The sequence below is a fragment of the Novosphingobium sp. Chol11 genome, from assembly GCF_945870625.1.
Lineage (GTDB): Bacteria > Pseudomonadota > Alphaproteobacteria > Sphingomonadales > Sphingomonadaceae > Novosphingobium.
This window is the reverse complement of record NZ_CAMBTS010000052.1, coordinates 1-19,202: the sequence shown is the minus strand read 5'-3', so window position 1 is coordinate 19,202 and position 19,202 is coordinate 1. Positions and strand designations below refer to the sequence as shown.

The 19,202-nt window shown below is 62.8% G+C and carries 18 protein-coding genes and 2 pseudogenes; 15 read left to right on the top strand and 5 right to left on the bottom strand.

Annotated elements, in window-relative coordinates; translation table 11 throughout:
* Together pdxA and rsmA are read left to right on the top strand one after the other, a co-directional pair.
* Positions 1-106: pseudogene (gene pdxA, locus Q0O40_RS09780) on the top strand (4-hydroxythreonine-4-phosphate dehydrogenase); the annotation flags it as partial.
* Positions 103-924: a 16S rRNA (adenine(1518)-N(6)/adenine(1519)-N(6))-dimethyltransferase RsmA gene (rsmA, locus tag Q0O40_RS09775; RefSeq protein ID WP_295529134.1), complete on the top strand. Its 822-nt coding sequence runs from the start codon at positions 103-105 to the stop codon at positions 922-924. The pseudogene pdxA and the gene rsmA, both read left to right, overlap by 4 nt.
* A 72-nt stretch (positions 925-996) precedes the next feature.
* Here rsmA and Q0O40_RS09770 read toward each other — a convergent pair whose 3' ends face one another.
* Positions 997-1,560, bottom strand: a complete 564-nt coding sequence (locus Q0O40_RS09770) for a VOC family protein (RefSeq protein WP_295529132.1) — start codon at positions 1,558-1,560, stop codon at positions 997-999.
* 122 nt (positions 1,561-1,682) lie between these two features.
* Between Q0O40_RS09770 and Q0O40_RS09765 the strand changes: the two genes are divergently transcribed.
* Together Q0O40_RS09765 and Q0O40_RS09760 are read left to right on the top strand one after the other, a co-directional pair.
* Positions 1,683-1,985 (top strand): DUF4258 domain-containing protein, encoded by a 303-nt coding sequence (locus tag Q0O40_RS09765; protein WP_295529130.1) that lies wholly within the window; start codon positions 1,683-1,685, stop codon positions 1,983-1,985.
* A gap of 10 nt (positions 1,986-1,995) precedes the next feature.
* Positions 1,996-2,433: a hypothetical protein gene (locus tag Q0O40_RS09760; protein WP_295529128.1), complete on the top strand. Its 438-nt coding sequence runs from the start codon at positions 1,996-1,998 to the stop codon at positions 2,431-2,433.
* An 87-nt stretch (positions 2,434-2,520) separates the two neighbouring features.
* On the opposite strand, the pseudogene Q0O40_RS09755 reads toward Q0O40_RS09760, so the two are convergent.
* Positions 2,521-3,084, bottom strand: a pseudogene (locus Q0O40_RS09755) (MvaI/BcnI family restriction endonuclease).
* 63 nt (positions 3,085-3,147) lie between these two features.
* On the opposite strand from Q0O40_RS09755, the gene Q0O40_RS09750 reads away from it, so the two are divergent.
* Complete coding sequence (locus tag Q0O40_RS09750) at positions 3,148-3,945, top strand: HNH endonuclease (RefSeq protein WP_295529126.1); 798 nt, start codon at positions 3,148-3,150, stop codon at positions 3,943-3,945.
* Between the two features lie 706 nt (positions 3,946-4,651).
* On the opposite strand, the gene Q0O40_RS09745 is transcribed toward Q0O40_RS09750, so the two are convergent.
* On the bottom strand, positions 4,652-6,769 hold the full coding sequence (locus Q0O40_RS09745; protein WP_295529124.1) for a malate synthase G: 2,118 nt from the start codon (positions 6,767-6,769) through the stop codon (positions 4,652-4,654).
* A 135-nt stretch (positions 6,770-6,904) separates the two neighbouring features.
* Here Q0O40_RS09745 and Q0O40_RS09740 point away from each other — a divergent pair, with 135 nt between their 5' ends.
* The 4 genes from Q0O40_RS09740 (at position 6,905) to Q0O40_RS09725 (ending at position 10,851) form a co-directional block, all read left to right on the top strand.
* Positions 6,905-8,110, top strand: coding sequence for a hydrolase (locus Q0O40_RS09740; RefSeq protein ID WP_295529122.1), 1,206 nt, complete (start codon positions 6,905-6,907; stop codon positions 8,108-8,110).
* Positions 8,111-8,115: 5 nt separating this feature from the next.
* Positions 8,116-9,165: an arginine N-succinyltransferase gene (locus Q0O40_RS09735; protein ID WP_295529120.1), complete on the top strand. Its 1,050-nt coding sequence runs from the start codon at positions 8,116-8,118 to the stop codon at positions 9,163-9,165.
* 25 nt (positions 9,166-9,190) lie between these two features.
* Positions 9,191-10,456: an N-succinylarginine dihydrolase gene (locus tag Q0O40_RS09730; RefSeq protein WP_295529118.1), complete on the top strand. Its 1,266-nt coding sequence runs from the start codon at positions 9,191-9,193 to the stop codon at positions 10,454-10,456.
* A gap of 140 nt (positions 10,457-10,596) precedes the next feature.
* The gene (locus Q0O40_RS09725; protein WP_295529116.1) at positions 10,597-10,851 is read left to right on the top strand and encodes a hypothetical protein; all 255 of its coding nucleotides are present in this window, start codon (positions 10,597-10,599) and stop codon (positions 10,849-10,851) included.
* Here the strand turns inward: Q0O40_RS09725 and Q0O40_RS09720 are convergent.
* Complete coding sequence (locus tag Q0O40_RS09720) at positions 10,848-11,630, bottom strand: SDR family oxidoreductase (protein WP_295529114.1); 783 nt, start codon at positions 11,628-11,630, stop codon at positions 10,848-10,850. The genes Q0O40_RS09725 and Q0O40_RS09720 overlap by 4 nt on opposite strands.
* A gap of 186 nt (positions 11,631-11,816) precedes the next feature.
* Between Q0O40_RS09720 and Q0O40_RS09715 the strand changes: the two genes are divergently transcribed.
* The 6 genes from Q0O40_RS09715 to Q0O40_RS09690 all read left to right on the top strand — a co-directional run bounded on the left by Q0O40_RS09715 (position 11,817) and on the right by Q0O40_RS09690 (position 18,554).
* Complete coding sequence (locus Q0O40_RS09715) at positions 11,817-13,235, top strand: aromatic ring-hydroxylating dioxygenase subunit alpha (protein ID WP_295529112.1); 1,419 nt, start codon at positions 11,817-11,819, stop codon at positions 13,233-13,235.
* Positions 13,232-14,005, top strand: coding sequence for a ThuA domain-containing protein (locus tag Q0O40_RS09710; protein WP_295529110.1), 774 nt, complete (start codon positions 13,232-13,234; stop codon positions 14,003-14,005). Before Q0O40_RS09715 ends, Q0O40_RS09710 begins: the two co-directional genes overlap by 4 nt.
* 135 nt (positions 14,006-14,140) lie before the next feature.
* Positions 14,141-15,112, top strand: a complete 972-nt coding sequence (locus tag Q0O40_RS09705) for a thiamine pyrophosphate-dependent dehydrogenase E1 component subunit alpha (protein ID WP_295529108.1) — start codon at positions 14,141-14,143, stop codon at positions 15,110-15,112.
* Between the two features lie 16 nt (positions 15,113-15,128).
* Complete coding sequence (locus tag Q0O40_RS09700) at positions 15,129-16,142, top strand: alpha-ketoacid dehydrogenase subunit beta (RefSeq protein WP_295529106.1); 1,014 nt, start codon at positions 15,129-15,131, stop codon at positions 16,140-16,142.
* 11 nt (positions 16,143-16,153) lie between these two features.
* The gene (locus tag Q0O40_RS09695; protein ID WP_295529104.1) at positions 16,154-17,602 is read left to right on the top strand and encodes a dihydrolipoamide acetyltransferase family protein; all 1,449 of its coding nucleotides are present in this window, start codon (positions 16,154-16,156) and stop codon (positions 17,600-17,602) included.
* Positions 17,603-17,741: 139 nt separating this feature from the next.
* A complete protein-coding gene (locus Q0O40_RS09690) occupies positions 17,742-18,554 on the top strand; it encodes a DUF4197 domain-containing protein (protein ID WP_295529103.1) in 813 nt (270 codons plus the stop codon).
* A gap of 10 nt (positions 18,555-18,564) precedes the next feature.
* Here the strand turns inward: Q0O40_RS09690 and Q0O40_RS09685 are convergent, their stop codons facing one another.
* Positions 18,565-19,050 (bottom strand): GNAT family N-acetyltransferase, encoded by a 486-nt coding sequence (locus tag Q0O40_RS09685; RefSeq protein WP_295529101.1) that lies wholly within the window; start codon positions 19,048-19,050, stop codon positions 18,565-18,567.
* Positions 19,051-19,202: the final 152 nt, after the last annotated feature.

Here is a 19,202-nt window from a genome sequence, read left to right as displayed (position 1 = left end):
CACCGCCTTCGGCATCGCCGGCACCGGCACCGCCCGCCCCGGCGCGACCATCGCCGCGATCCGCATGGCGGGCGAATGCGCGGCACGCAGGCTCACCACCGGATGACGCAACTGCCCCCGCTGCGCGAAGTCGCCCAGCGCTACGGCCTCATCGCCACCAAAGCGCTGGGGCAGAACTTTCTGTTCGACGAGCAGCTCCTCGCCCGCATCGCCGCGATCCCGGGCGATCTCAAAGACCAGCCGGTGCTCGAAATCGGCCCCGGCCCCGGCGGCCTCACCCGCGCGCTCTTGCGGAGCGGCGCGCGCGTCACCGCCATCGAAATGGACCGCCGCTGCCTCCCCGCGCTCGCCGATCTTGCCGAAGCTTTTCCCGGCCAGCTCACCGTGATCGAGGGCGACGCCACCAAGATCGCGCCCGAAACGCTGTTCGACACGCCGTGGCACGTCGCCGCCAATCTGCCCTACAACGTCGGCACCGCGCTCTTCGTCGGCTGGCTCTCCGGCCAGAGCTGGCCGCCGCCATGGCGCAGCCTCACCCTGATGTTTCAGCAGGAAGTGGCCGAGCGCATCATCGCCGCCCCCGGCAGCGACGCCTACGGCCGCCTCGCCGTCCTCGCCCAGTGGCGCGCGGCCCCGCGCATCGCCATGAAAGTGCACCGCAGCGCCTTCACCCCCGCCCCCAAAGTCATGTCGGCGATTATCCACGTAGAACCCACAGAGATGCCCACAGGCGTCTCCGCCCGCATGCTCGAACGCGTCACCGAAGCCGCCTTCGGCCAACGCCGCAAGATGCTCCGCCAGTCGCTCAAAGGCCTCCCCGGCGCGCTCGACGCCCTCGAAGCCCTGAACATAGACCCCCAACGCCGTGCCGAAACGCTGGAAGTCGCCGATTTCGTCGCCATCGCGCGGGCATTGACCCCCTAATTCCTCCCCATTTTTGCGCAGCACAAATGGGGAGGGGGACCGCCCGAAGGGTGGTGGAGGGGAAACCCAACCTCACCCCTCAGCCAACAACGCCATCGCCCGGTCCCACGGAATGATCAGCTCGCGCCCATCCCAAGCCCGCGCCGCCGCCACCGTCGCGCGGTACATCGCCCGGATCGTCGCATCTTCGGGATAAAGCTCCAGCATATGCCCCGTCGCCGCGCGCGCATCGATGTAGCAGATCTCCGCGCCAAACCCGGTCTTGAACGCACTCGCCACCGCAAATCCCTTGGCCACATACGCATCGCGCGTGCCCGCATAATCCTCACAAAACATCGCCACGTGATGCACAAACGGCCCCGCCATGCCCCGCGCCATATCGTGAAACGCGCTGTCCGTGGTCGATACCAGCTCGATCAGCTCGATGTTCAGATCGCCCGACTGAACAAACACCCCCCGAAACGCAATCGGCGCCGCCGCCTCCTCGCGATAGACATGCTCCTCCAACGTCCGCACCCCTTCGCCGCCCACAAACGGCCCAATCCCGTAAAGCCGATGAAACGCCCCGCACGCCTCCTCCAGATCCGGCACGACATACGCCACCTGCACAACCTTGCTGGAGAGATCCCACTTCATCACGGGTTTGGCCTTTCGAGGGAGGATTGAAGCTTCCGGGGAGCCTATACCAATCAGGCCGCCCATCCCACTAACCAGTCTTCCCCCTTGCAAAATCAACCAACCTATAATAATTATAGGTTATGGCAGAGCCTGTCCCCCTGCGGATGAACGACGCCACGGCGCTGAAGCTCCTTCGCGAGATTGCGCAGGACAGTGCTCAAGTGATCTTCACGCATCACGCCCGGCAGCGCATGCGCCAGCGCAAGGTTTCTCCGGTGCAGGTTCTGACTTGCCTGCAACGCGGGATCGTGAGCGAGCCGGTGGCGCTGGACATGCACGGGAATTGGAAAATGACTGTGACGCACCGTGTCGCGGGCAAGGATTTGGACGTAGCGGTGGCGATCGATGTTCCGAAGCGGGCCATCGTCATCACCGTTTTCTGAGGAGGCAAGCATGTATCATTATCGGGAATGCGGCCTGCGCAATGTCTGGCTGGCGAACGGCTTCGATGAGCACGAAACCCCCTATGGACCGGGCATCGCCATCCATGATCTGGAGGGCCTGCACCGCGCTATCGCGCATGGCATCGTCAACAAGGGCGGCAAGCTGACCGGCGCGGAACTGCGCTTCCTGCGGCAGGAAATGAGCCTGAGCCAAGCAAAGCTCGCCACCATGCTCGGCAACGAGGCGCAGACGGTCGCCCTATGGGAAAAACGCGGCGGCCAGCCGAAGATCGCGGACCGCTTCATCCGCGCGATCTACCGCGAACTGAACGAAGGCAACGCCCATATCCGCGACATGATCGAGCGACTGGTCGATTCCGACCTCGAGGAAAGCGACGCCCGCATTACGCTTGAGCAGGACAGCGGCGGATGGAAGGTTGCTGCATAGCGTTAGCCTCCGGCGGGCAAGGGCCATCGGCCCTTGCATCCCCAACCACCTAGAGGATCACTTAGGTCCTGGTGGGTGTCAGATGACTCAAGCCGTTCTCAAATCTACGATCTCATGTGAATGGTAGAGTTCAGACAAGTGCGAATGCTTGATGCGAAACTGGCTCCGCGACTTCATCACCGCAGTCCCAGTTTGCTCAACCAGTTTGATGCCGGGATCGTAGTAGACTTTGCCCGCGACAAAAGCCTTTAGAAACAGAATAAAGTCAGTCTGCTCACAAATCAGGACAGGTTAGCCATACTGGTATTCTGGGGGCGGATTGCTGAACATCGAAGGGACATATACGGCCTGAGTATGCTTGCGGTTCCAGTGCGCCATCATGCCGCGAATGGTCCAGACAGCGGCATCGTCACCCCCAGCATGGCGCAAATAGATGCCGCCATTGATGTCATCGATCTTGCCCGTTGCCGGATCAAATCCCTCAACGAAGACAGCGCATTTCGTCCTCGCATTTGGCAATGCGCCATACCGGTAGATGCCGCCAAAGTTCAGGCGCGCCTCACGTCCACGCGTGTCTGGATACCCGAAACGTCGGACAAATGCCTCGACGCCCATGGTGCGGTAGAAGCCCGCCGTTGGCTCAGGCGTCATGGGTCAAGAACATTTCTGGTCGAAGCTCTTGCACGCTGAAGTTGGATCAGCCAGACTTGGTTAATGAGCGATAACACAGAGCCTCGACGCCGCTGGACCGAAGAGGAAACGCTGCTTTCTCTATATTTATATTTACAATTGCCATTTGGAAAATTGCATTCCAAAAATCCTGAAATAATACAGTTAGCGGCGGCAATTAATCGGTCCAGTAATTCAGTCGCTATGAAGCTTTGTAATTTTGCGAGCCTTGACCCAAAGATCACTGAAAGTGGGCGAAAAGGATTAGATGGGGCGTCAAAACTAGATCGTCAAGTTTACGCCAAATTTTCTCAGGATTGGAATGCTCTTGTATTTCAAGCTTCTGAGCTTTGGAACAATCGAATCGCTCTCGAACCGCCAGAACTTTCAACTGATGACGATAAGGTCAAAGAGCCGAAATTCAACTTTCGAACTTATGAAGGCGCCTCGACTAGCCAAGTCATTGTAAATCAGAGGATCGGTCAAGGATTCTTCCGCCGTGCGGTGATGGCAAACTTTGAGGAGCAATGCTGCATCACAGGCATCTCCGAACCCCGACTGCTGGTTGCGAGCCATATCCGTCCTTGGGCAAAAGATATTGAGAACCGACACAATCCTGCAAACGGCCTGCTACTATCAGGGACATTTGACCGTGCGTTTGACAGCGGTTTAATCTCCGTGGACCAAAATCTTAAAGTCCGCGTAGCGCGTAATATATTAGAGAATGAAAATTTAACGACACGAGAATATTTTAGCAAATATGACGGGTCTAATTTGCTGCCGTCATGTCGGTTTGACCTAAATAAAGATTTTCTTGAATGGCATATGGCGTATTGCTTTTGACAGTTTATAGTTTATTTACTTATTTTTATCTCACTATATAAAATATTAAGACCTTTTTTTCGATGAGGGCTTGTTTGGTGACATTCTTCCGGTTGACTCTTTGGTCACAAGAAGCTGGACATATCGTGCGGAAGCAGTCGTTCAGCGGCTCACGGATCGAGGCTGAACGCGCACTCTCCGAATTTTGGAACAATTCACCAGCCGTTTTTGCGGAAACTGGACGCTACCGCGCTCGCCTTCATGAATTAGGATATCGACGCGCACTTTTTACAATTGGCTAAGCTGGAAAATTTGCCAGCGAAACATCATCAAGTACATCATTGGTGTCTGTGAAATACGTCATTGGGGTACAACGTTAGTGCACTCTTTCAAGAGTTGCCGATCAGCGCCCCCAGCCCGAAAGCGAAAATTTTCCTACATCACCGCAATCTGGCATAAGCCAGCGCAGGCTCCGCAGCCGCGCTCTTTGTCATCGTCGATCCCGCAAACGTTCTCAGGCGCAAAGTGTCACCTTTGCGCTTCTGCACCATTTTCAATAACAATTTCAGCTATTTAAACGCCAAAACAAAAGTTGACACAGTGTCAACTCTGTCAACTTTATTGCGAGGCACAGCGATAAGCGGACTTCCTCCCTCCCCTTCAGGGGAGGGGCTTTGGCTCCCATTCCCGGGATGCAAGGGCAACAGCCCTTGCCCGCCGGAGGCCCTTAACCCGCCGCCAAAGCCGCCTTCTTCTTTGCCCGCCACGCGTGCAGCAGCGGTTCGGTATAACCGCTGGGCTGCGCGGTGCCTTTGAACACGAGGTCGCAGGCGGCGCGGAAGGCGTAGCTGGTGTCCCAGTTGCCGGCCATCGGTTCGTACAGCGGATCGCCGGCGTTTTGCGCGTCCACTTTCGCGGCCATGCGTTGCAGCGAGGCCATGACTTGGGCTTCGCTGCACACGCCGTGGAGCAGCCAGTTGGCGATGTGCTGGCTGGAGATGCGCAAGGTGGCGCGGTCTTCCATCAGGCCCACGTCGTTGATGTCGGGCACTTTGGAGCAGCCGACGCCATGGTCGATCCAGCGCACGACATAGCCGAGCAGGCCTTGCGCGTTGTTGTCGAGTTCTTCCTGCACTTCGGCTTCGGACCAGTTGGTGCCTTCGGCCAAGGGGATGGCGAGCAGGGCATCGAGGCCGGGGGTGGTTTCGGCGCGCACTTGCGCTTGCACGGCGAACACATCGACCGCGTGGTAGTGCATCGCGTGGAGCGTGGCGGCGGTGGGCGATGGTACCCAGGCGGTGTTGGCCCCGGTGCGCGGGTGGGCGATTTTCTGCGCCATCATGTCGTGCATCATGTCGGGCGCGGCCCACATGCCCTTGCCGATCTGCGCGCGGCCCGAAAGGCCATCGGCGAGACCGATGCAGACGTTGCGCTTTTCGTAGGCCGCGATCCAGCCCGACGCCTTCATCGCGCCCTTGCGGATCATCGGGCCGGCCTGCATCGAGGTGTGGATTTCATCGCCGGTCCGGTCGAGGAAGCCGGTATTGATAAAGCAGATGCGGTCCTTCACCGCGGCGATGCAGGCGCCGAGATTGGCCGAGGTGCGCCGCTCTTCGTCCATCACGCCGACTTTGACGGTGTTGCGGGCGAGGCCCAGCAGGTCTTCGACCGCGGCGAACAGGTCGTTGGTGAACGCCGCTTCTTCCGGCCCGTGCATCTTGGGCTTGACGATGTAGATCGATCCGGCGCGGCTGTTGGTGAGCGCGCCCAGCCGCTTGAGATCGTGCATGCCGATGGCCGAGGTGATCGCGGCGTCCATGATGCCTTCGGGAATTTCGCTGCCGTCCGCCAGCAGGATCGCCGGGTTGGTCATCAGATGGCCGACATTGCGCACGAACAGCACGCTGCGGCCCGGCAGGGTGAGCGTGGTGCCATCGGCCAGCGGCCATTCCCGGTCGCCGTCGAGCGCGCGGGTCATGGTCTTGCCGCCCTTCTGGAAGCTGGCGACCAGATCGCCGCGCATCAGGCCCAGCCAGTTGCGATAGGCGAGCAGCTTGTCCTCGGCATCGACCGCCGCGATCGAGTCTTCGAGATCGACAATGGCGGTAAGCGCGCTTTCCAGCACGATATCGGCAAGGCCTGCCTTGTCGGTCTGGCCCACCGGGTGCGCGGGATCGATCACCAGTTCGATGTGGAGGCCGTTGTGCGCAAACAGCATGCCGCCGGGCTTCGCCGCGATGAACGCCGCCGGATCGGCCAGCGGCGGGGTGCCCGCGCCGTCCCAGTCGGCCCAGCTCATCCCCGCCAGCGGCAGCGCGGTGTCGAGGAAGGCACGGCCAGCCTTGATCACAGCAGCGCCGCGCGCCTGATCATAACCGCCGGGCAGCGCAGCAGGCGCATCGAGCGCATCGGTGCCGTACCACGCGTCATAAAGGCTGCCCCAGCGCGCATTGGCGGCATTGAGCACGAACCGGTCGTTGAGCACCGGCACCACCAGCTGCGGCCCGGCCATCAACGCGATCTCGCGGTCCACATTCTGCGTGCCGATGGTGAACGGCGCAGGCTCGGGCACCAGATAGCCGATCTCGCTCAGGAACGCGCGGTATTCGGCCGGATCGATGGCCTTGCCCTTGCGCTCGGTATGCCAGGCATCGATCTGCGTCTGAAGCGCGTCACGCTTGGCCAGCAGCGCGCGGTTCACTGGCGCGAGGCGTTCGGTAAGCGCGGAAAACCCGGCCCAGAATGCCTCTGGCGCCATGCCCAGCGGGGGCAGCACATCATGGTCGATGAAGCGTGCGAGAGCAGCGTCGACTTGCAGACCGGCCTTGGCAATATGTGCGTTCATGTCTCTCGGTTCCATCGTCTTGCTGGGGTGTTTCCGAACGCGCCGCCTATGACGCAAGCCAATCCGCTTGGCAATCGGGCCGATCTGCGGGCCGGGGGTTCACCCCGGGACCGGGGCAGGCTAAGGCACTTCGGCATGTCCCAGCTTTCCCCCACCGAACGTGCCCTGATCGCAGGGTTAGATAGCGCCGCGATGCTCGCGCAGGTGCTGGAATGGTGCCCGATCAACACCGGCACGCGCAATCTGGCCGGCCTTGCCGAACAGGCGCAACTGCTGGCGGATGCTTGCGCGGCGCTGCCGGGCGATGTCTCGCTGGAAGCGCCCGCGCCGGTTGCGGCGATTGCGCCCGATGGCGCGGCGGCAGACTTGCAGCATGGGCGGCATGTCGTGCTCCAGGTGCGCCTCGGTGCCGCGCGGCGCTATCTGCTGACCGGGCATATGGACACCGTGTTCCCCTCCGATCACCCGTTCCAGACAGTGAGCTGGCTCGATGAGGAAACGCTGAACGGGCCGGGAACCGCCGACATGAAGGGCGGGATCGCGGTGATGCTCGCCGCGCTCGCCGCGTTTGAGAAAAGCCCGGTGGCGGCCTCGGTCGGCTATGACGTTATAATCAATTCCGATGAGGAAACCGGCAGCCTCTCCTCCGCCCCGCTGATCGCGCGGCTGGCGGCGGGCAAGGCGGCGGCGCTGACGTACGAACCCTCGGCGCTCCCCGATGGCACTTTGGCAGGCGCGCGCGGCGGCAGCGGGAACTATTCGGCGATCATCACCGGCCGTTCGGCGCATGCCGGGCGCAATCCGGGCGATGGCCGCAATGCGCTGGTCGCCGCCGCCGATCTGGCGCTGCGGCTGAAGGCGCTGCAATCGGATGACCTGCCGATCAATCCGGCGCGGATCGACGGGGGCAGCGCCAACAATGTCGTGCCCGATCATGCGGTGCTGCGTTTCAACATTCGCCCGCGCACCGATGCCGATGCGGCGCGCTACCTCGCTGCTATCCCGGTGCTATTGCATGAAATCGAAGCGACGCACGAGGTCTCCATCCATCTCCACGGCGGGATCAGCCGCCCGCCCAAGCCGCTGACCCCGGCGGCGGAGGAGCTGTTCGGCCTTGTCAAGCAATGCGGCGCGGCGCTGGGCCAACAGATCCGCTGGCAAAATTCGGGCGGGGTTTGCGATGGCAACAACATCGCCGCGCTCGGTGTGCCGGTGGTCGATACGATGGGCGTGCGCGGCGGCGCGATCCATTCGCCGCAGGAATTCATGATCGTGCCCTCGCTGGCCGAGCGCGCCGCGCTCTCGGCGCTGGTGCTGCACCGTCTTTCTGGAGGGGAATAAGCCCGGTGACTCATCGTATTCGCGCCGCAAAAGCGCAGGATTTGCAGCATCTGTATGAAATGGCCAAGCTGACCGGCGGCGGGTTCACCAACTTGCCGCCTGACAAGAAGGCGCTTCGTGCCAAGCTCGAGCGCGCCGCCGCCGCATTTGGCAACCCGCTGGACGGCGACCCCAAGGACCTTCGCGATGAGCTGTTCGTGCTGGTGCTCGAAAACGTCGAAACCGGCGAAGTGCGCGGCACCTCGCAGATCTTTACCCGGATCGGGCAGCATTGGCCGTTCTATTCCTATCGCATCGCGACGTTGACCCAGCACTCGAAAGAGCTGAACCGCACGTTCCGCGCCGAAATGCTCAATCTGGTGACCGATCTTGAAGGATCGAGCGAGGTCGGCGGGCTGTTTCTCCACCCGTCGGAGCGCGCGGGCGGCCTTGGCATGTTGCTGGCGCGCAGCCGCTATCTGTTTATCGCCATGCACCGCAAACGCTTTGCCGATCGCATTCTGGCCGAATTGCGCGGGATCATCGACGAGCGCGGCGGATCGCCGTTCTGGGACGGGGTGGCCGGGCGCTTTTTCGGGATGAATTTCCAGGAGGCTGACTATTTCAACGCGATCAACGGGCACCAGTTCATCGCCGATCTGATGCCCAAGCATCCGGTTTATGTCGCCATGTTGCCCGAGGCGGCGCGCTCGGTCATCGGCATGCCCCATCCCAATGGCCGCGCCGCGATGCGCATGCTCGAAGAAGAAGGCTTTGCCGCCGAGGGCTATGTCGATATCTTTGACGGCGGCCCGACAATGACCGCGCGCACCGACCGCGTGCGCTCGATTGCCGAGGCGCGGGAAGTCGCGGTTTCGCAGGTTCGCGCGCCAAAAGGCGCAGGCGCTGGCACAGGCCCTGCCAGCCGTGCACTGGTGGCCACCGGCAAGCTGAACGACTTTCGCTGCTGCTTTGCCGAGATTGCCGCAGATGGCGATGCGCTGGCGATCGATCCGGTGGCTGCGGCCAATCTGGACGTGCGCGAGGGCGATACGATCTGGCACGCGGCGCGCTGAGCACGTTTTCGAGCGGAGAAAACCAATGACACTGGTCGAGATCAATTTCGACGGCATCGTCGGCCCCAGCCATAACTATGCGGGGCTGAGCCTCGGCAATCTCGCCTCATCGAAGCATGGCGGCCAAGTTTCCTATCCGCGCGCCGCCGCACTGCAGGGCCTTGCCAAGATGCGCCACAATCTGGCGCTAGGCCTGCCGCAGGGCTTTTTTTGCCCGCTGCCGCGCCCCAATCCAGCGCTGCTCGCAGCGCTTGGATTGGCAGACCGCGCGCCCGCAGACGAAGCTGAAACGCGGTTGCACGCAGCGGCTTGGTCGGCATCCGCGATGTGGACCGCCAATGCCGCAACCGTCTCGCCCGCGCCCGATACGGCCGACGGGCGCTGCCATCTGACCGCGGCCAATCTCGTGACAATGCCGCACCGGTCGCAGGAATGGGTCGATACAGTGCGCCAATTGCGCCTCGCCTTTGCCGATGCGGCGCACTTTGCGGTGCACGATGCGGTGCCGCCCTGCTTTGGCGATGAAGGCGCGGCCAACCACATGCGCATGGCGGCGCACCACGCCGCGCCGGGCCTGGAGATCTTCGTCTATGGCCGGCCCGGCGGCGCATTTCCCGCGCGCCAGCACGAGCAGGCCAGCCGCGCCGTCGCCCGGGTCCACGGCCTCGCGCCCGTGCGCAGCCTGTTTATCGAGCAATCGCCTGCTGCCATCGCCGCCGGCGCTTTCCACAACGATGTCGTCGCGGTGGCCAACGAGCGCGTGCTGTTTACGCATGAAGAGGCCTTTGCCGATCCCGATGGCGCTTATGCCGCCATCCGCGCCGCGCTGCCCGAGGCCGAGATCGTGGTGGTGCCGACCAGCGCGGTCAGCCTTGCCGATGCCATCGCCAGCTATCTGTTCAACGCACAGCTCATCACGTTGCCCGGCGGCGAGATGGCACTCGTCATTCCGCTGGAGGCGTGGGAGCATTCCGCCGTGCGCCGCTTCCTTGATGGCATGCTCGCCGCCAACGGGCCGATCCGCCGTGTGCTTCCGGTTGATGTGCGCCAATCAATGGCCAATGGCGGCGGCCCGGCCTGCCTGCGGCTGCGCGTGGTCGCCGATCCCGCCACCGTCGATCCGCGCTTCCTGCTAAGCGAAGCGGGCGCCGACGCGACCGAGGCCGCGATTGCCGCGCATTGGCCGGAGCAGATCGATCCGGCCGATATCGGCAGCCCAGCGCTTGCCGCCTCGGTTCAGAATGCCCGTGCGGCGCTGCTTGGCGCGCTGAACTTGTCCCAGCTTGGGTGAGACCGCGGCATGATTAACGATTGCCTTCGGTCCGTTTGTCGCCCAGCTTTACAGGGTATGCGCCGTTAACCTTTCCGTGGGCCGCCTTTGCGCGGTTGGCACGAAGGTTGCGGAGCATCCTTGACCAGAGGAAATGACAAATGCTGCGCAAGCTAGGCCGCCTGTTCGTGATCAAAAACCGCTTCGAAGCTTTCGCGGTGATCTACGCGCTGGCGCTGGGCGGCACGGAACGCGGCGCGCATTATCTCACGCAGTACCCAGGCTTTCCCGGCAAGTTGCTGTTCGTGGCCGCCTCGCTTGCGGTGCTGATGGCCGGGGCCAAGATCCTCGATGCCACACGCTATGAACGCGAAGCCAAAATCGCCGCGCTGATCCGGCCAGCGGGCAAGATCTAAACCCCCATCATCCCCGCTGTCGTGGCGCCATCGATGGCATATTCGCTGCCCGAGATAAACGCCGCTTCGTCCGAAGCGAGATAGGCCACCAGACCGGCGATTTCATGGAGCTGCGCCATGCGCTTCATCGGCGCCATGCCTTCGAACATTGCCCGTGCTGCTGCCGGATCAGCTTGCGAATTCATCACCGAACGGATCATCTCGGTTTCCACCACGCCGGGCAGGATCGCGTTGACGCGGATCTTGTAGCCCGCGCCAGCGCAGTGCACCGCCGCCGAACGCGCCAGCGCGCAGACCGCAGCCTTGGTCATCGAATAGGCGACATAATTGCCCAGCGGCCGCACTGCGTTCATCGATGAATTGATCACGATCGAGCCTGCCGGCCCTTCGGGATTGCGCTTCATCGCCAGAATCGCATGCTGCACCGTCAGCATCACGCCGGTCTGGTTGACCGCCACCACATTGTCCCAGCCCGCCATCGTCACATCCTCGATGCTGGCATCGCCGCTTTCCGTGCCGGCATTGGCAAAGGCGATATCGAGCCGGCCATGCGCCGCCAGAACGGACTCCATCAGCGCGGGCCAGGCGGCGTCATCCTGCACCCGGTGCGCCTCAAAAGTTGCCCCGGTTTCCGCGCAAAGCGCCGCTGCCGCTTCCGCTTTTGATCCGGTGAACACCACGCGCGCGCCTTCGGCCACCAGCCGCCGCACCGCCGCTGCGCCGATCCCGCTGGTTCCGCCCGTCACCAGCGCCACTTTGCCTTCGAGTCTCGTGCTCACATTTCTCTCCTGCGCGCGGGATTGCCGCGTTTTTTAGCGCTTATAGGAGTGGAGACAGCCCGCGCCGCATGCAACTTGTGCTTTGGATAGGGCGGCGTGCTTTACCTGACCAAAAGAGCGGTCGCGGCAGTGCCGATCTTGGCGTTATAAGCGCGGGATAAACCTTGAACGAAGGATGGGATGGCAATGGCTGAAAGTGATCCAACTCTGGGCGGCGGCATGGCGCGCTGCGCCGGCACCAGCTGGAATGATCTCATGGCGGCGGATTCGCGGCCTGTTCCGGAAATCTTGACGCAGGAAAGCTATCAGTATCTCGGCTCCGAACCGATTGCCGCCGAGCGCTATACCAGCGAGGCGTTTGCGCAGGCCGAGCGCGAGAAGATGTGGCCCTATGTGTGGCAATTCGCCGCGCGCGAGGAAGACCTGCCCGAGCCCGGCGATTTCATCGTCTACGAAAACGCGGGTCGATCCTATCTCATCAGCCGTCAGGACGATGGCTCTGTGCGCGCTATGCACAATGTCTGCCTCCACCGGGGGCGCAAGCTGCGCACCGAGGACGGCGCGGCCGACAAGTTCACCTGCCCGTTCCACGGCTTCACCTGGCACAAGGACGGCAGCTTCGACACGATGCCCTGCTCGTGGGATTTCCCGCACATTCAAAAGGACAAGATGACCCTGCCCGAGGCCGAAGTGGGCCGCTGGGGCGGGTATATCTTCCTGCGTGAAGAACGCGGCGGGCCGAGCCTGGAAGAATTCCTCGCGCCGATCCCCGAATTTTTCAAGCGCTGGCGGCATGAGGAATGTACCACGGTGGTCTGGGTCGCCAAAGAGGTGCCCGCCAACTGGAAGGTAACCGCCGAAGCGTTCATGGAAGCGTGGCACACCGTGGTCACGCACCCGCAGTTGCTGCCCTTCACCGGCGACAGCAACAGCGCCTATTGGACCTGGGGCGACAATGTGAACGTCAATCTGGTGCCGTTCGGGGTGATGTCGCCGCATGTCGATGGCAATGGCCAGCCGCAGCAGTGGATCGTCGACGAGTTTGTGAAATACAACGGCCGCTCGGGCGACAATTATGAGGGCGGCGGCGATCCTTTTGCAGTGACCGTGCCCGACGGCATGACCGCGCGCGAGGCGCTTGGTGCCGCCATGCGCGAGGGCTACACCGCGCAGACCGGCTATGACCATAGCGATGCGACCGACGCCGAACTGCTCGATGCGCTGGTCTACAACGTGTTTCCAAACTTTGCGCCGTGGGGCGGCTTCATGCCCAACATCGTCTATCGCTGGCGGCCCGGAACCACGCCCGATACCTGCCTGATGGAAGTGCGCATTCTGGCGCGCGTGAAAAAGGGCGAGCCGATGCCGCGCAGCGTGCCGATGCACCTGCTTGGCCCCGATCAGAAATGGAGCGACGCGCCCGAAATCGGCGTGCTGGGCGATGTGTTCAATCAGGACATGGACAATCTGCCCTATGTCCAGCAGGGGCTCCACCACTCGAAGACGGGCCAGGTCAATCTCGGCGACTATCAGGAAATCCGGATTAGGCAGTTTCACCAGACGCTCGACAAGTATCTGAGCGGCGAACTCGGAGGAGCCAAATGAGCGAGACTGAAACCAAGCCGCCGCGCATCAATTGCGTGCTTATCGCAGGCGGGGTGTGGCACGATATCGACTTTGCCCGGCTTGAGCTGCTCAAGCTCTTGAGCGAGGACGAGCGCGTGCGCACGCGCGTATTCGAGGATTATGAAAACCTCGAAGCGTTGAGCAAGGCTGACATTCTCATTTCCTATACCTGCGATGTCACCCCTTCGCTCAAGGCGCAGGAAGCCTTGCGGGCATGGCTGACCAAGGGCGGGCGCTGGTATGCGCTCCATGGCACCAATTCGGTGCTGCGCATGCTGACCAGCGGGCCCAATGCCGGCAAATGGGACGCGCCGCGCTGGGCCCCGCTGATGATGGACCTGCTGGGCAGCCAGTTCATCTCGCACCCGGCGATCGAGCCTTATATGGTCACGGTTGCCGATCCGGCCCATCCGCTGACCGAGGGCATCGAAGCGTTCGAGACCACCGACGAGCTTTACCACCTCGAAACACACGGCGACTTGCACGTGCTGCTCGAAACCGAGTGCACGGCGGAAGGCACCGGCTTTGTCGAGGCCGCCGATGCGCCGGGCACATATCCGGTGTTTTATATCAAGAACCACGGCGCGGGCGCGGTGCTCTACAACACGCTGGGCCATTGCCGCGGTCACTATGATCTGCAGCCGATGCTCGAATGGTGGCCCACGGTGGATCGTTGCGCGTGGGACCTGCCGGTGTTCTACGAGCTGCTGCGCCGGGGGATCGGCTGGATCAAGGCGCGCGAAGCCTGAGCAATTTGACAGACCTAGCGTTTTGCAGAGTCGGAAAACTCTCGCCAATGGCGCTTAAGCGGTTAAATCGGAATCAAGCCCGGACGGTTTGTGGCAACCAGCCCAAACCGGCTCGACCACAGGCAGGGAGCAACGATGCAGCTGAGCCGTGAGGCGCTATTACGCGCCTATCGTCAAATGAAGGTGATCCGCGAGTTCGAGGAACGCCTGCATATCGATATCCAGACCGGCGGCATCGCCGGGTTCACCCATCTCTATTGCGGCCAGGAAGCGGTCGCGGTCGGCGTGTGCGAAAATCTCACCAGCGACGACAAGATCGTTTCGACGCATCGCGGCCATGGGCACTGCCTCGCCAAAGGCTGCGACGTGAACGGCATGATGGCCGAGATCTGGGGCAGCCGCGAAGGGCTGTGCAAGGGCAAGGGCGGCTCGATGCACATCGCCGATGTCGACAAGGGCATGATGGGCGCGAACGGCATCGTCGGCGCGGGCGCACCCATTGCAGTGGGCGCGGCGCTTTCGGCGAAGATCGACGGGCTGGGCCATGTCGCCATCGCGTTTTCGGGCGACGGCGCGTGCAACCAGGGCACCACGTTCGAGGCGATGAACTTTGCCGTGGTGACCAACGCCCCTGCGATCTTCATCTTCGAAAACAACCACTATTCCGAGCACACCGGCTTTGAATACGCAGTGGGCACCAACAACGACATCGCCAGTCGCGCCGAAGCGTTCGGCATGAAAATCTGGCGCGGCGATGGCACCGATTTCTTCTCGGTCGATGAAACCATGCGCGAAGTGCTCGAATATGTCCGCGCAGGCCACGGCCCGGCGGCGGTCGAATTTGATACCGAGCGCTTCTTCGGCCACTTCGAAGGCGATCCGCAGCGCTATCGCGGCCCGGGCGAGCTCGACCGGATTCGCGAAACCCGCGATTGCCTGAAGCGCTTCCGCATGAGCGTGACCGGCGCAGGTCTGCTGACAGACGCCGACCTCGATGCGCTCGATGCCGAAGTGCTGCAGCAGATCGAAGACGCCGTCATCAAAGCCAAAGCCGCCGACCGGCCCACGGCCGCAGACGTCCTCACCGACGTTTACATCAGCTACTGAGCGCGGGGAGCAAGCAATGGTCAAGATGATGTACCGCGAAGCCATTCTCTCGACGATCGTCGAGGAAATGACGCGCGATCCCAATGTTGTCGTGCTCGGCGAGGATATCGTGGGCGGCATGGGCACGGCTGGCGGTCCGGAGGCAATCGGCGGAATCTGGTCGACCTCGATCGGGCTGTTCGGCAAATTCGGCGCAAACCGCGTGATCGATACGCCGATTTCGGAAAGCGCGATCATGGGCGCGGCGGCGGGCCTTGCGCTCGCGGGCAAACGCCCGGTGGCCGAGTTGATGTTTGCCGATTTCATCGGGGTCAGCCTCGATCAGATCTGGAACCAGATGGCCAAGTTTCGCTATATGTTTGGCGGCAAGACCAAGTGCCCGGCGGTGATCCGCATGGCTTACGGCGCAGGCTTCAACGCCGCTGCGCAGCATAGCCAGGCGGTGCATCAGATCCTGACCGGCATGCCCGGCCTCAAAGTGGTGATGCCGACCACGCCGAACGACGTCAAAGGCCTGCTGCGCCAGGCCATCCGCGATGATGATCCGGTAATCTTCCTTGAACACAAGGCGCTTTACGGTTCGAGCGGCGAAGTCTCCGAAGACCTCGATTATGTCATCCCCTTCGGCCATGCGCGCCTTTCGCGCGCAGGCGGGGATGTGACCATCGTCTCGACCGGCCTGCTGCTGGGCCGATGCGAAAAAGTGGCGGACATGCTCGCCGCCGAGGGCATCGGCTGCGATGTGATCGATCTGCGCACCACCAGCCCGATCGACGAAGAGGCGATCCTCGATTCGGTCGAAGTCACCGGCCGTCTGGTCGTCGTCGATGAAGCGCCGCCCCGGTGCAGCATGGCGTCGGACATCTGCGCCACCGTGGCGGAAAAGGCCTTTGCCAGCCTCAAGGCCCCGCCGCTCGGCGTGAACCCGCCGCACACCCCCGTCCCGTTCGCGCGAGAGCTTGAATCGGCGTACCTGCCCTCGGTCGAAAAGATCGAAGCGGCAGTGCGCAAGGTTCTGAGCTTCCGCTGAGGAGCCGCGTCATGGCCGATATCCGCCCGTTCTGCATGCCCAAGTGGGGCATCGAAATGACTGAGGGCACGATTGCCGAGTGGATGATCAAGGAAGGCGAGGCTTTCGCCAAGGGGCAGACCCTCTGCCTGATCGAAACCGCCAAGATCACCAACGAGGTTGAAGCCGAATACGACGCCGTGGCCAAGCGCGTGCTCGCCCCTGCCGGTGAAGATGTGTTGCCGGTCGGCGCGCTGCTTGCGGTGTTTGCCGATGCCGCCGCCACCGACGCCGAGATCGACGCCTTCATCGCCGGGTTTGTCCCGGCCGAAACCGGCGATCCGAGCGCGGCCAGCGCGCCCGAAGCTGCTCCTGAACCGGTTGCTGCCGCTGCGGCGCAGGCGCCTGCCGCGACCCCCAAAAAGATCGTGACCAATCGCCCAATCAGCCCCGAAGCGCTCAAGCTGGCCGAGGCCAATGGCGTGGATATCGAAGCCATCGAGGGATCCGGCCGCCATGGCCGGATCACCTATCAGAACGTGGCGCAAGCGATGCAGCCTGCGCGTGTGCTCGTCCCTGCCGGCACCGCCCCGCTGCCGGAGGAAATCGCCGCCATCTTTGCCTCGCCGCTGGCCCGCAGGCTGGCCGCACTCCACGGCATCGATCTGGCGGGCCTTGCCGGCACCGGCCCGCGCGGACGCATTTCCAAGGCGGATGTGCTGGCGCTCGTGCCTACGCTTGCTACGCCTGCCGCTGCTGCTCCCGTATCGTTTGGCGCGCCGTTTGAGTTGGTGGCCAATCAGCCCGCGATCCAGCCGTTCGACAAAGTCCGCAAGATCGTCGCGCGCCGCTTGACCGAAGCCAAGCAGACCATCCCGCACTTTTATTTGCGCGTCTCCGCGCGGGTCGATGAACTGATCGCCCTGCGCAAAACCGCCAATCTCGTGCTCGGCACCAAGGCTTCGATCAACGACTACCTCGTCAAGGCGGTCGGCATGGCGCTGGCGCGGCATCCGGATGTCAACGTGCAGGTGCATGGCGACGCCGTGCATAGTTTCCCTCATGCCGACGTGGCCATTGCGGTGGCGAGCCCCAAGGGCCTTGTCACCCCGATCGTGCGGCAGGCAGACCGCATGCATATCGCTCAGATCGCCGCCACCACCCGCGCCTTGATCGACAAGGCCGAGGCGGGTCGGCTGAGCTACGAAGACATGGACGGCGGCACATTCTCGATTTCCAATCTCGGCATGTTCGGAATCGAGGAATTCGACGCCATCATCAATCCGCCGCAAGGCGCGATCCTCGCCGTCGGCGCGGTGAGCCGCGTAGCCGCCGAGCTCGATGATGGCGACATCGTGTTTGAAAGCCGCATCGCGCTCAGCCTCTCGGTCGATCACCGCGCGATCGACGGCGCTGCGGGCGCGCGCTTCCTTCAGACTTTGAAAGCGCTGCTCGAAGCGCCGGAGAGCATGTTCGGCTAAAGGCTTGCCCAGCCCATCTTGCATGGGTGGCAGGATCAGTTCCGCTGCCAAGCCGCAAGCAGGATGTAAAATCGCTTGCTTTGTGCAAGTTCGACCGTTGATCCCGCCGCAGCGGCGTGTGACTGTCGGCGCAAGGCCAATGGGCGAGGAACCGCAGGCGATGGACGGCAAAGCACACGCATATGATCGGCGCACCTTTCTTGCAGCTTTGGCCGCGTCCGGCGCTGCCGCCACAGCGCCGTTTGGCGCGCAGGCCTGGGCGGCTGGGCTCGGCGCGGGGCTGGGGTCAGGCCTCGGCGGACTGCTCGCCTCGGCCTCTGACACGGCGCTGACCAGACTGGCGGTTCCTGGCGCATTCTATAGCGATCCGTCGGTGCGCATCGGTCTGCCGCTGATCGGAAATCTGGGCGGCGGGCTCGGTGGTGATTTGGGCGGCCAGTTGGGCGGGCTGCTCGGAAGCAGCGGCGGCGCGCTTGGCAACACGGACGGCGTGCTGGGGCAAGTGGTGGCTCAAGGGGCGAAGATGGGCTTGGCCGACGGGCTGGTGCGCAAGCTCAACAATGCTGCAGGGTTGGCCGCGCAAGTGGCCAAGCCAGTATTCCGCACAGCGATCAGCAAGCTTTCGCTCACCGACATTCCGGGGATCGCAACCAACAACGAAGGCGCCACGCAATATCTGCGCACCAGCGCCGGAGATGAACTGCGCGGCAAGATGCGCCCGCTGATCGATAGCGCGCTGGGCCGGGTGGGCGCTTATTCGGCACTGGCGAAGCTGGGCAAATCGGGGACGATGGCCAGCCTCGCAAAGATCGGGCGCGACAAGCTAGGCAGTTCAGTCACCGAGCAGGCGATGAACGGCATTTTCCGGTACATCGGCAGCGAAGAGAGCAAGCTACGCGCCAATCCGGCGGGCGCGATTGGCGGCGTGCTAGGCGGCTTGCTGGGCAACTGATCTCGCTGGATCAGCCAGCCGCCGCGCTTGCAGCAAGATTGTACACCAGATAGCGCACCGTCTTCGCGCCTCCGCCGAGCGTTGCGGTGCCGACGGCTTCGAAGCCAAGCGCGGTATGAAACGCATCTGAAGCGGGATTGGGCGGCTCCGCGTTCACCTCGCAGGCGATCATCGTGTGCCCGGCCCGGCCCGCGTGGGCGAATAGATCGGCATAAAAGCGCCGCCCCCAGCCGCGCTGGCGCTGGCTGGCCGCCACGATCACCCGGTCGATATAGACAAAGCGCGGATATCGCGCGCGGAACCACAGGAAATTCGGGCTGGAATAGTCCGCATCCTGATCCACCGCGAGCAGGAACGCCTCCGCCCCGCCCGCCCCGCACGTCGCCACAAAAAATGCCTGATCGATCAGCGCCTGCATGCCCGGCAAATCGAGCGGGGATGTTTCCGTCACATGCGCCTGATTGAGCGCCAGCATGCCAGCCGCGTTGATCGCCATCACTCCACCGTCACAGACTTCGCCAGATTGCGCGGCTGATCGACATCCGTGCCCTTGGCCACGGCCACGTGATAGGCCAGCAATTGCACGGGCACGGCATAGACCAGCGGCGCGATCAGCGGGTGGACGCGCGGCATTTCGATGGTGGCAAG

Bases quoted from the DNA above. Each gene is read 5' to 3' on its own strand.
- Q0O40_RS09740 (WP_295529122.1), top strand. From the start codon at position 6,905: ATGTCCCAGCTTTCCCCCACCGAACGTGCCCTGATCGCAGGGTTAGAT.
- Q0O40_RS09700 (WP_295529106.1), top strand. From the start codon at position 15,129: ATGGTCAAGATGATGTACCGCGAAGCCATTCTCTCGACGATCGTCGAG.
- Q0O40_RS09715 (WP_295529112.1), top strand. From the start codon at position 11,817: ATGGCTGAAAGTGATCCAACTCTGGGCGGCGGCATGGCGCGCTGCGCC.
- rsmA (WP_295529134.1), top strand. From the start codon at position 103: ATGACGCAACTGCCCCCGCTGCGCGAAGTCGCCCAGCGCTACGGCCTC.
- Q0O40_RS09745 (WP_295529124.1), bottom strand. From the start codon at position 6,769: ATGAACGCACATATTGCCAAGGCCGGTCTGCAAGTCGACGCTGCTCTC.
- Q0O40_RS09685 (WP_295529101.1), bottom strand. From the start codon at position 19,050: ATGGCGATCAACGCGGCTGGCATGCTGGCGCTCAATCAGGCGCATGTG.
- Q0O40_RS09695 (WP_295529104.1), top strand. From the start codon at position 16,154: ATGGCCGATATCCGCCCGTTCTGCATGCCCAAGTGGGGCATCGAAATG.
- Q0O40_RS09760 (WP_295529128.1), top strand. From the start codon at position 1,996: ATGTATCATTATCGGGAATGCGGCCTGCGCAATGTCTGGCTGGCGAAC.
- Q0O40_RS09725 (WP_295529116.1), top strand. From the start codon at position 10,597: ATGCTGCGCAAGCTAGGCCGCCTGTTCGTGATCAAAAACCGCTTCGAA.
- Q0O40_RS09710 (WP_295529110.1), top strand. From the start codon at position 13,232: ATGAGCGAGACTGAAACCAAGCCGCCGCGCATCAATTGCGTGCTTATC.
- Q0O40_RS09765 (WP_295529130.1), top strand. From the start codon at position 1,683: ATGGCAGAGCCTGTCCCCCTGCGGATGAACGACGCCACGGCGCTGAAG.
- Q0O40_RS09750 (WP_295529126.1), top strand. From the start codon at position 3,148: ATGAGCGATAACACAGAGCCTCGACGCCGCTGGACCGAAGAGGAAACG.
- Q0O40_RS09705 (WP_295529108.1), top strand. From the start codon at position 14,141: ATGCAGCTGAGCCGTGAGGCGCTATTACGCGCCTATCGTCAAATGAAG.
- Q0O40_RS09730 (WP_295529118.1), top strand. From the start codon at position 9,191: ATGACACTGGTCGAGATCAATTTCGACGGCATCGTCGGCCCCAGCCAT.
- Q0O40_RS09770 (WP_295529132.1), bottom strand. From the start codon at position 1,560: ATGAAGTGGGATCTCTCCAGCAAGGTTGTGCAGGTGGCGTATGTCGTG.
- Q0O40_RS09690 (WP_295529103.1), top strand. From the start codon at position 17,742: ATGGGCGAGGAACCGCAGGCGATGGACGGCAAAGCACACGCATATGAT.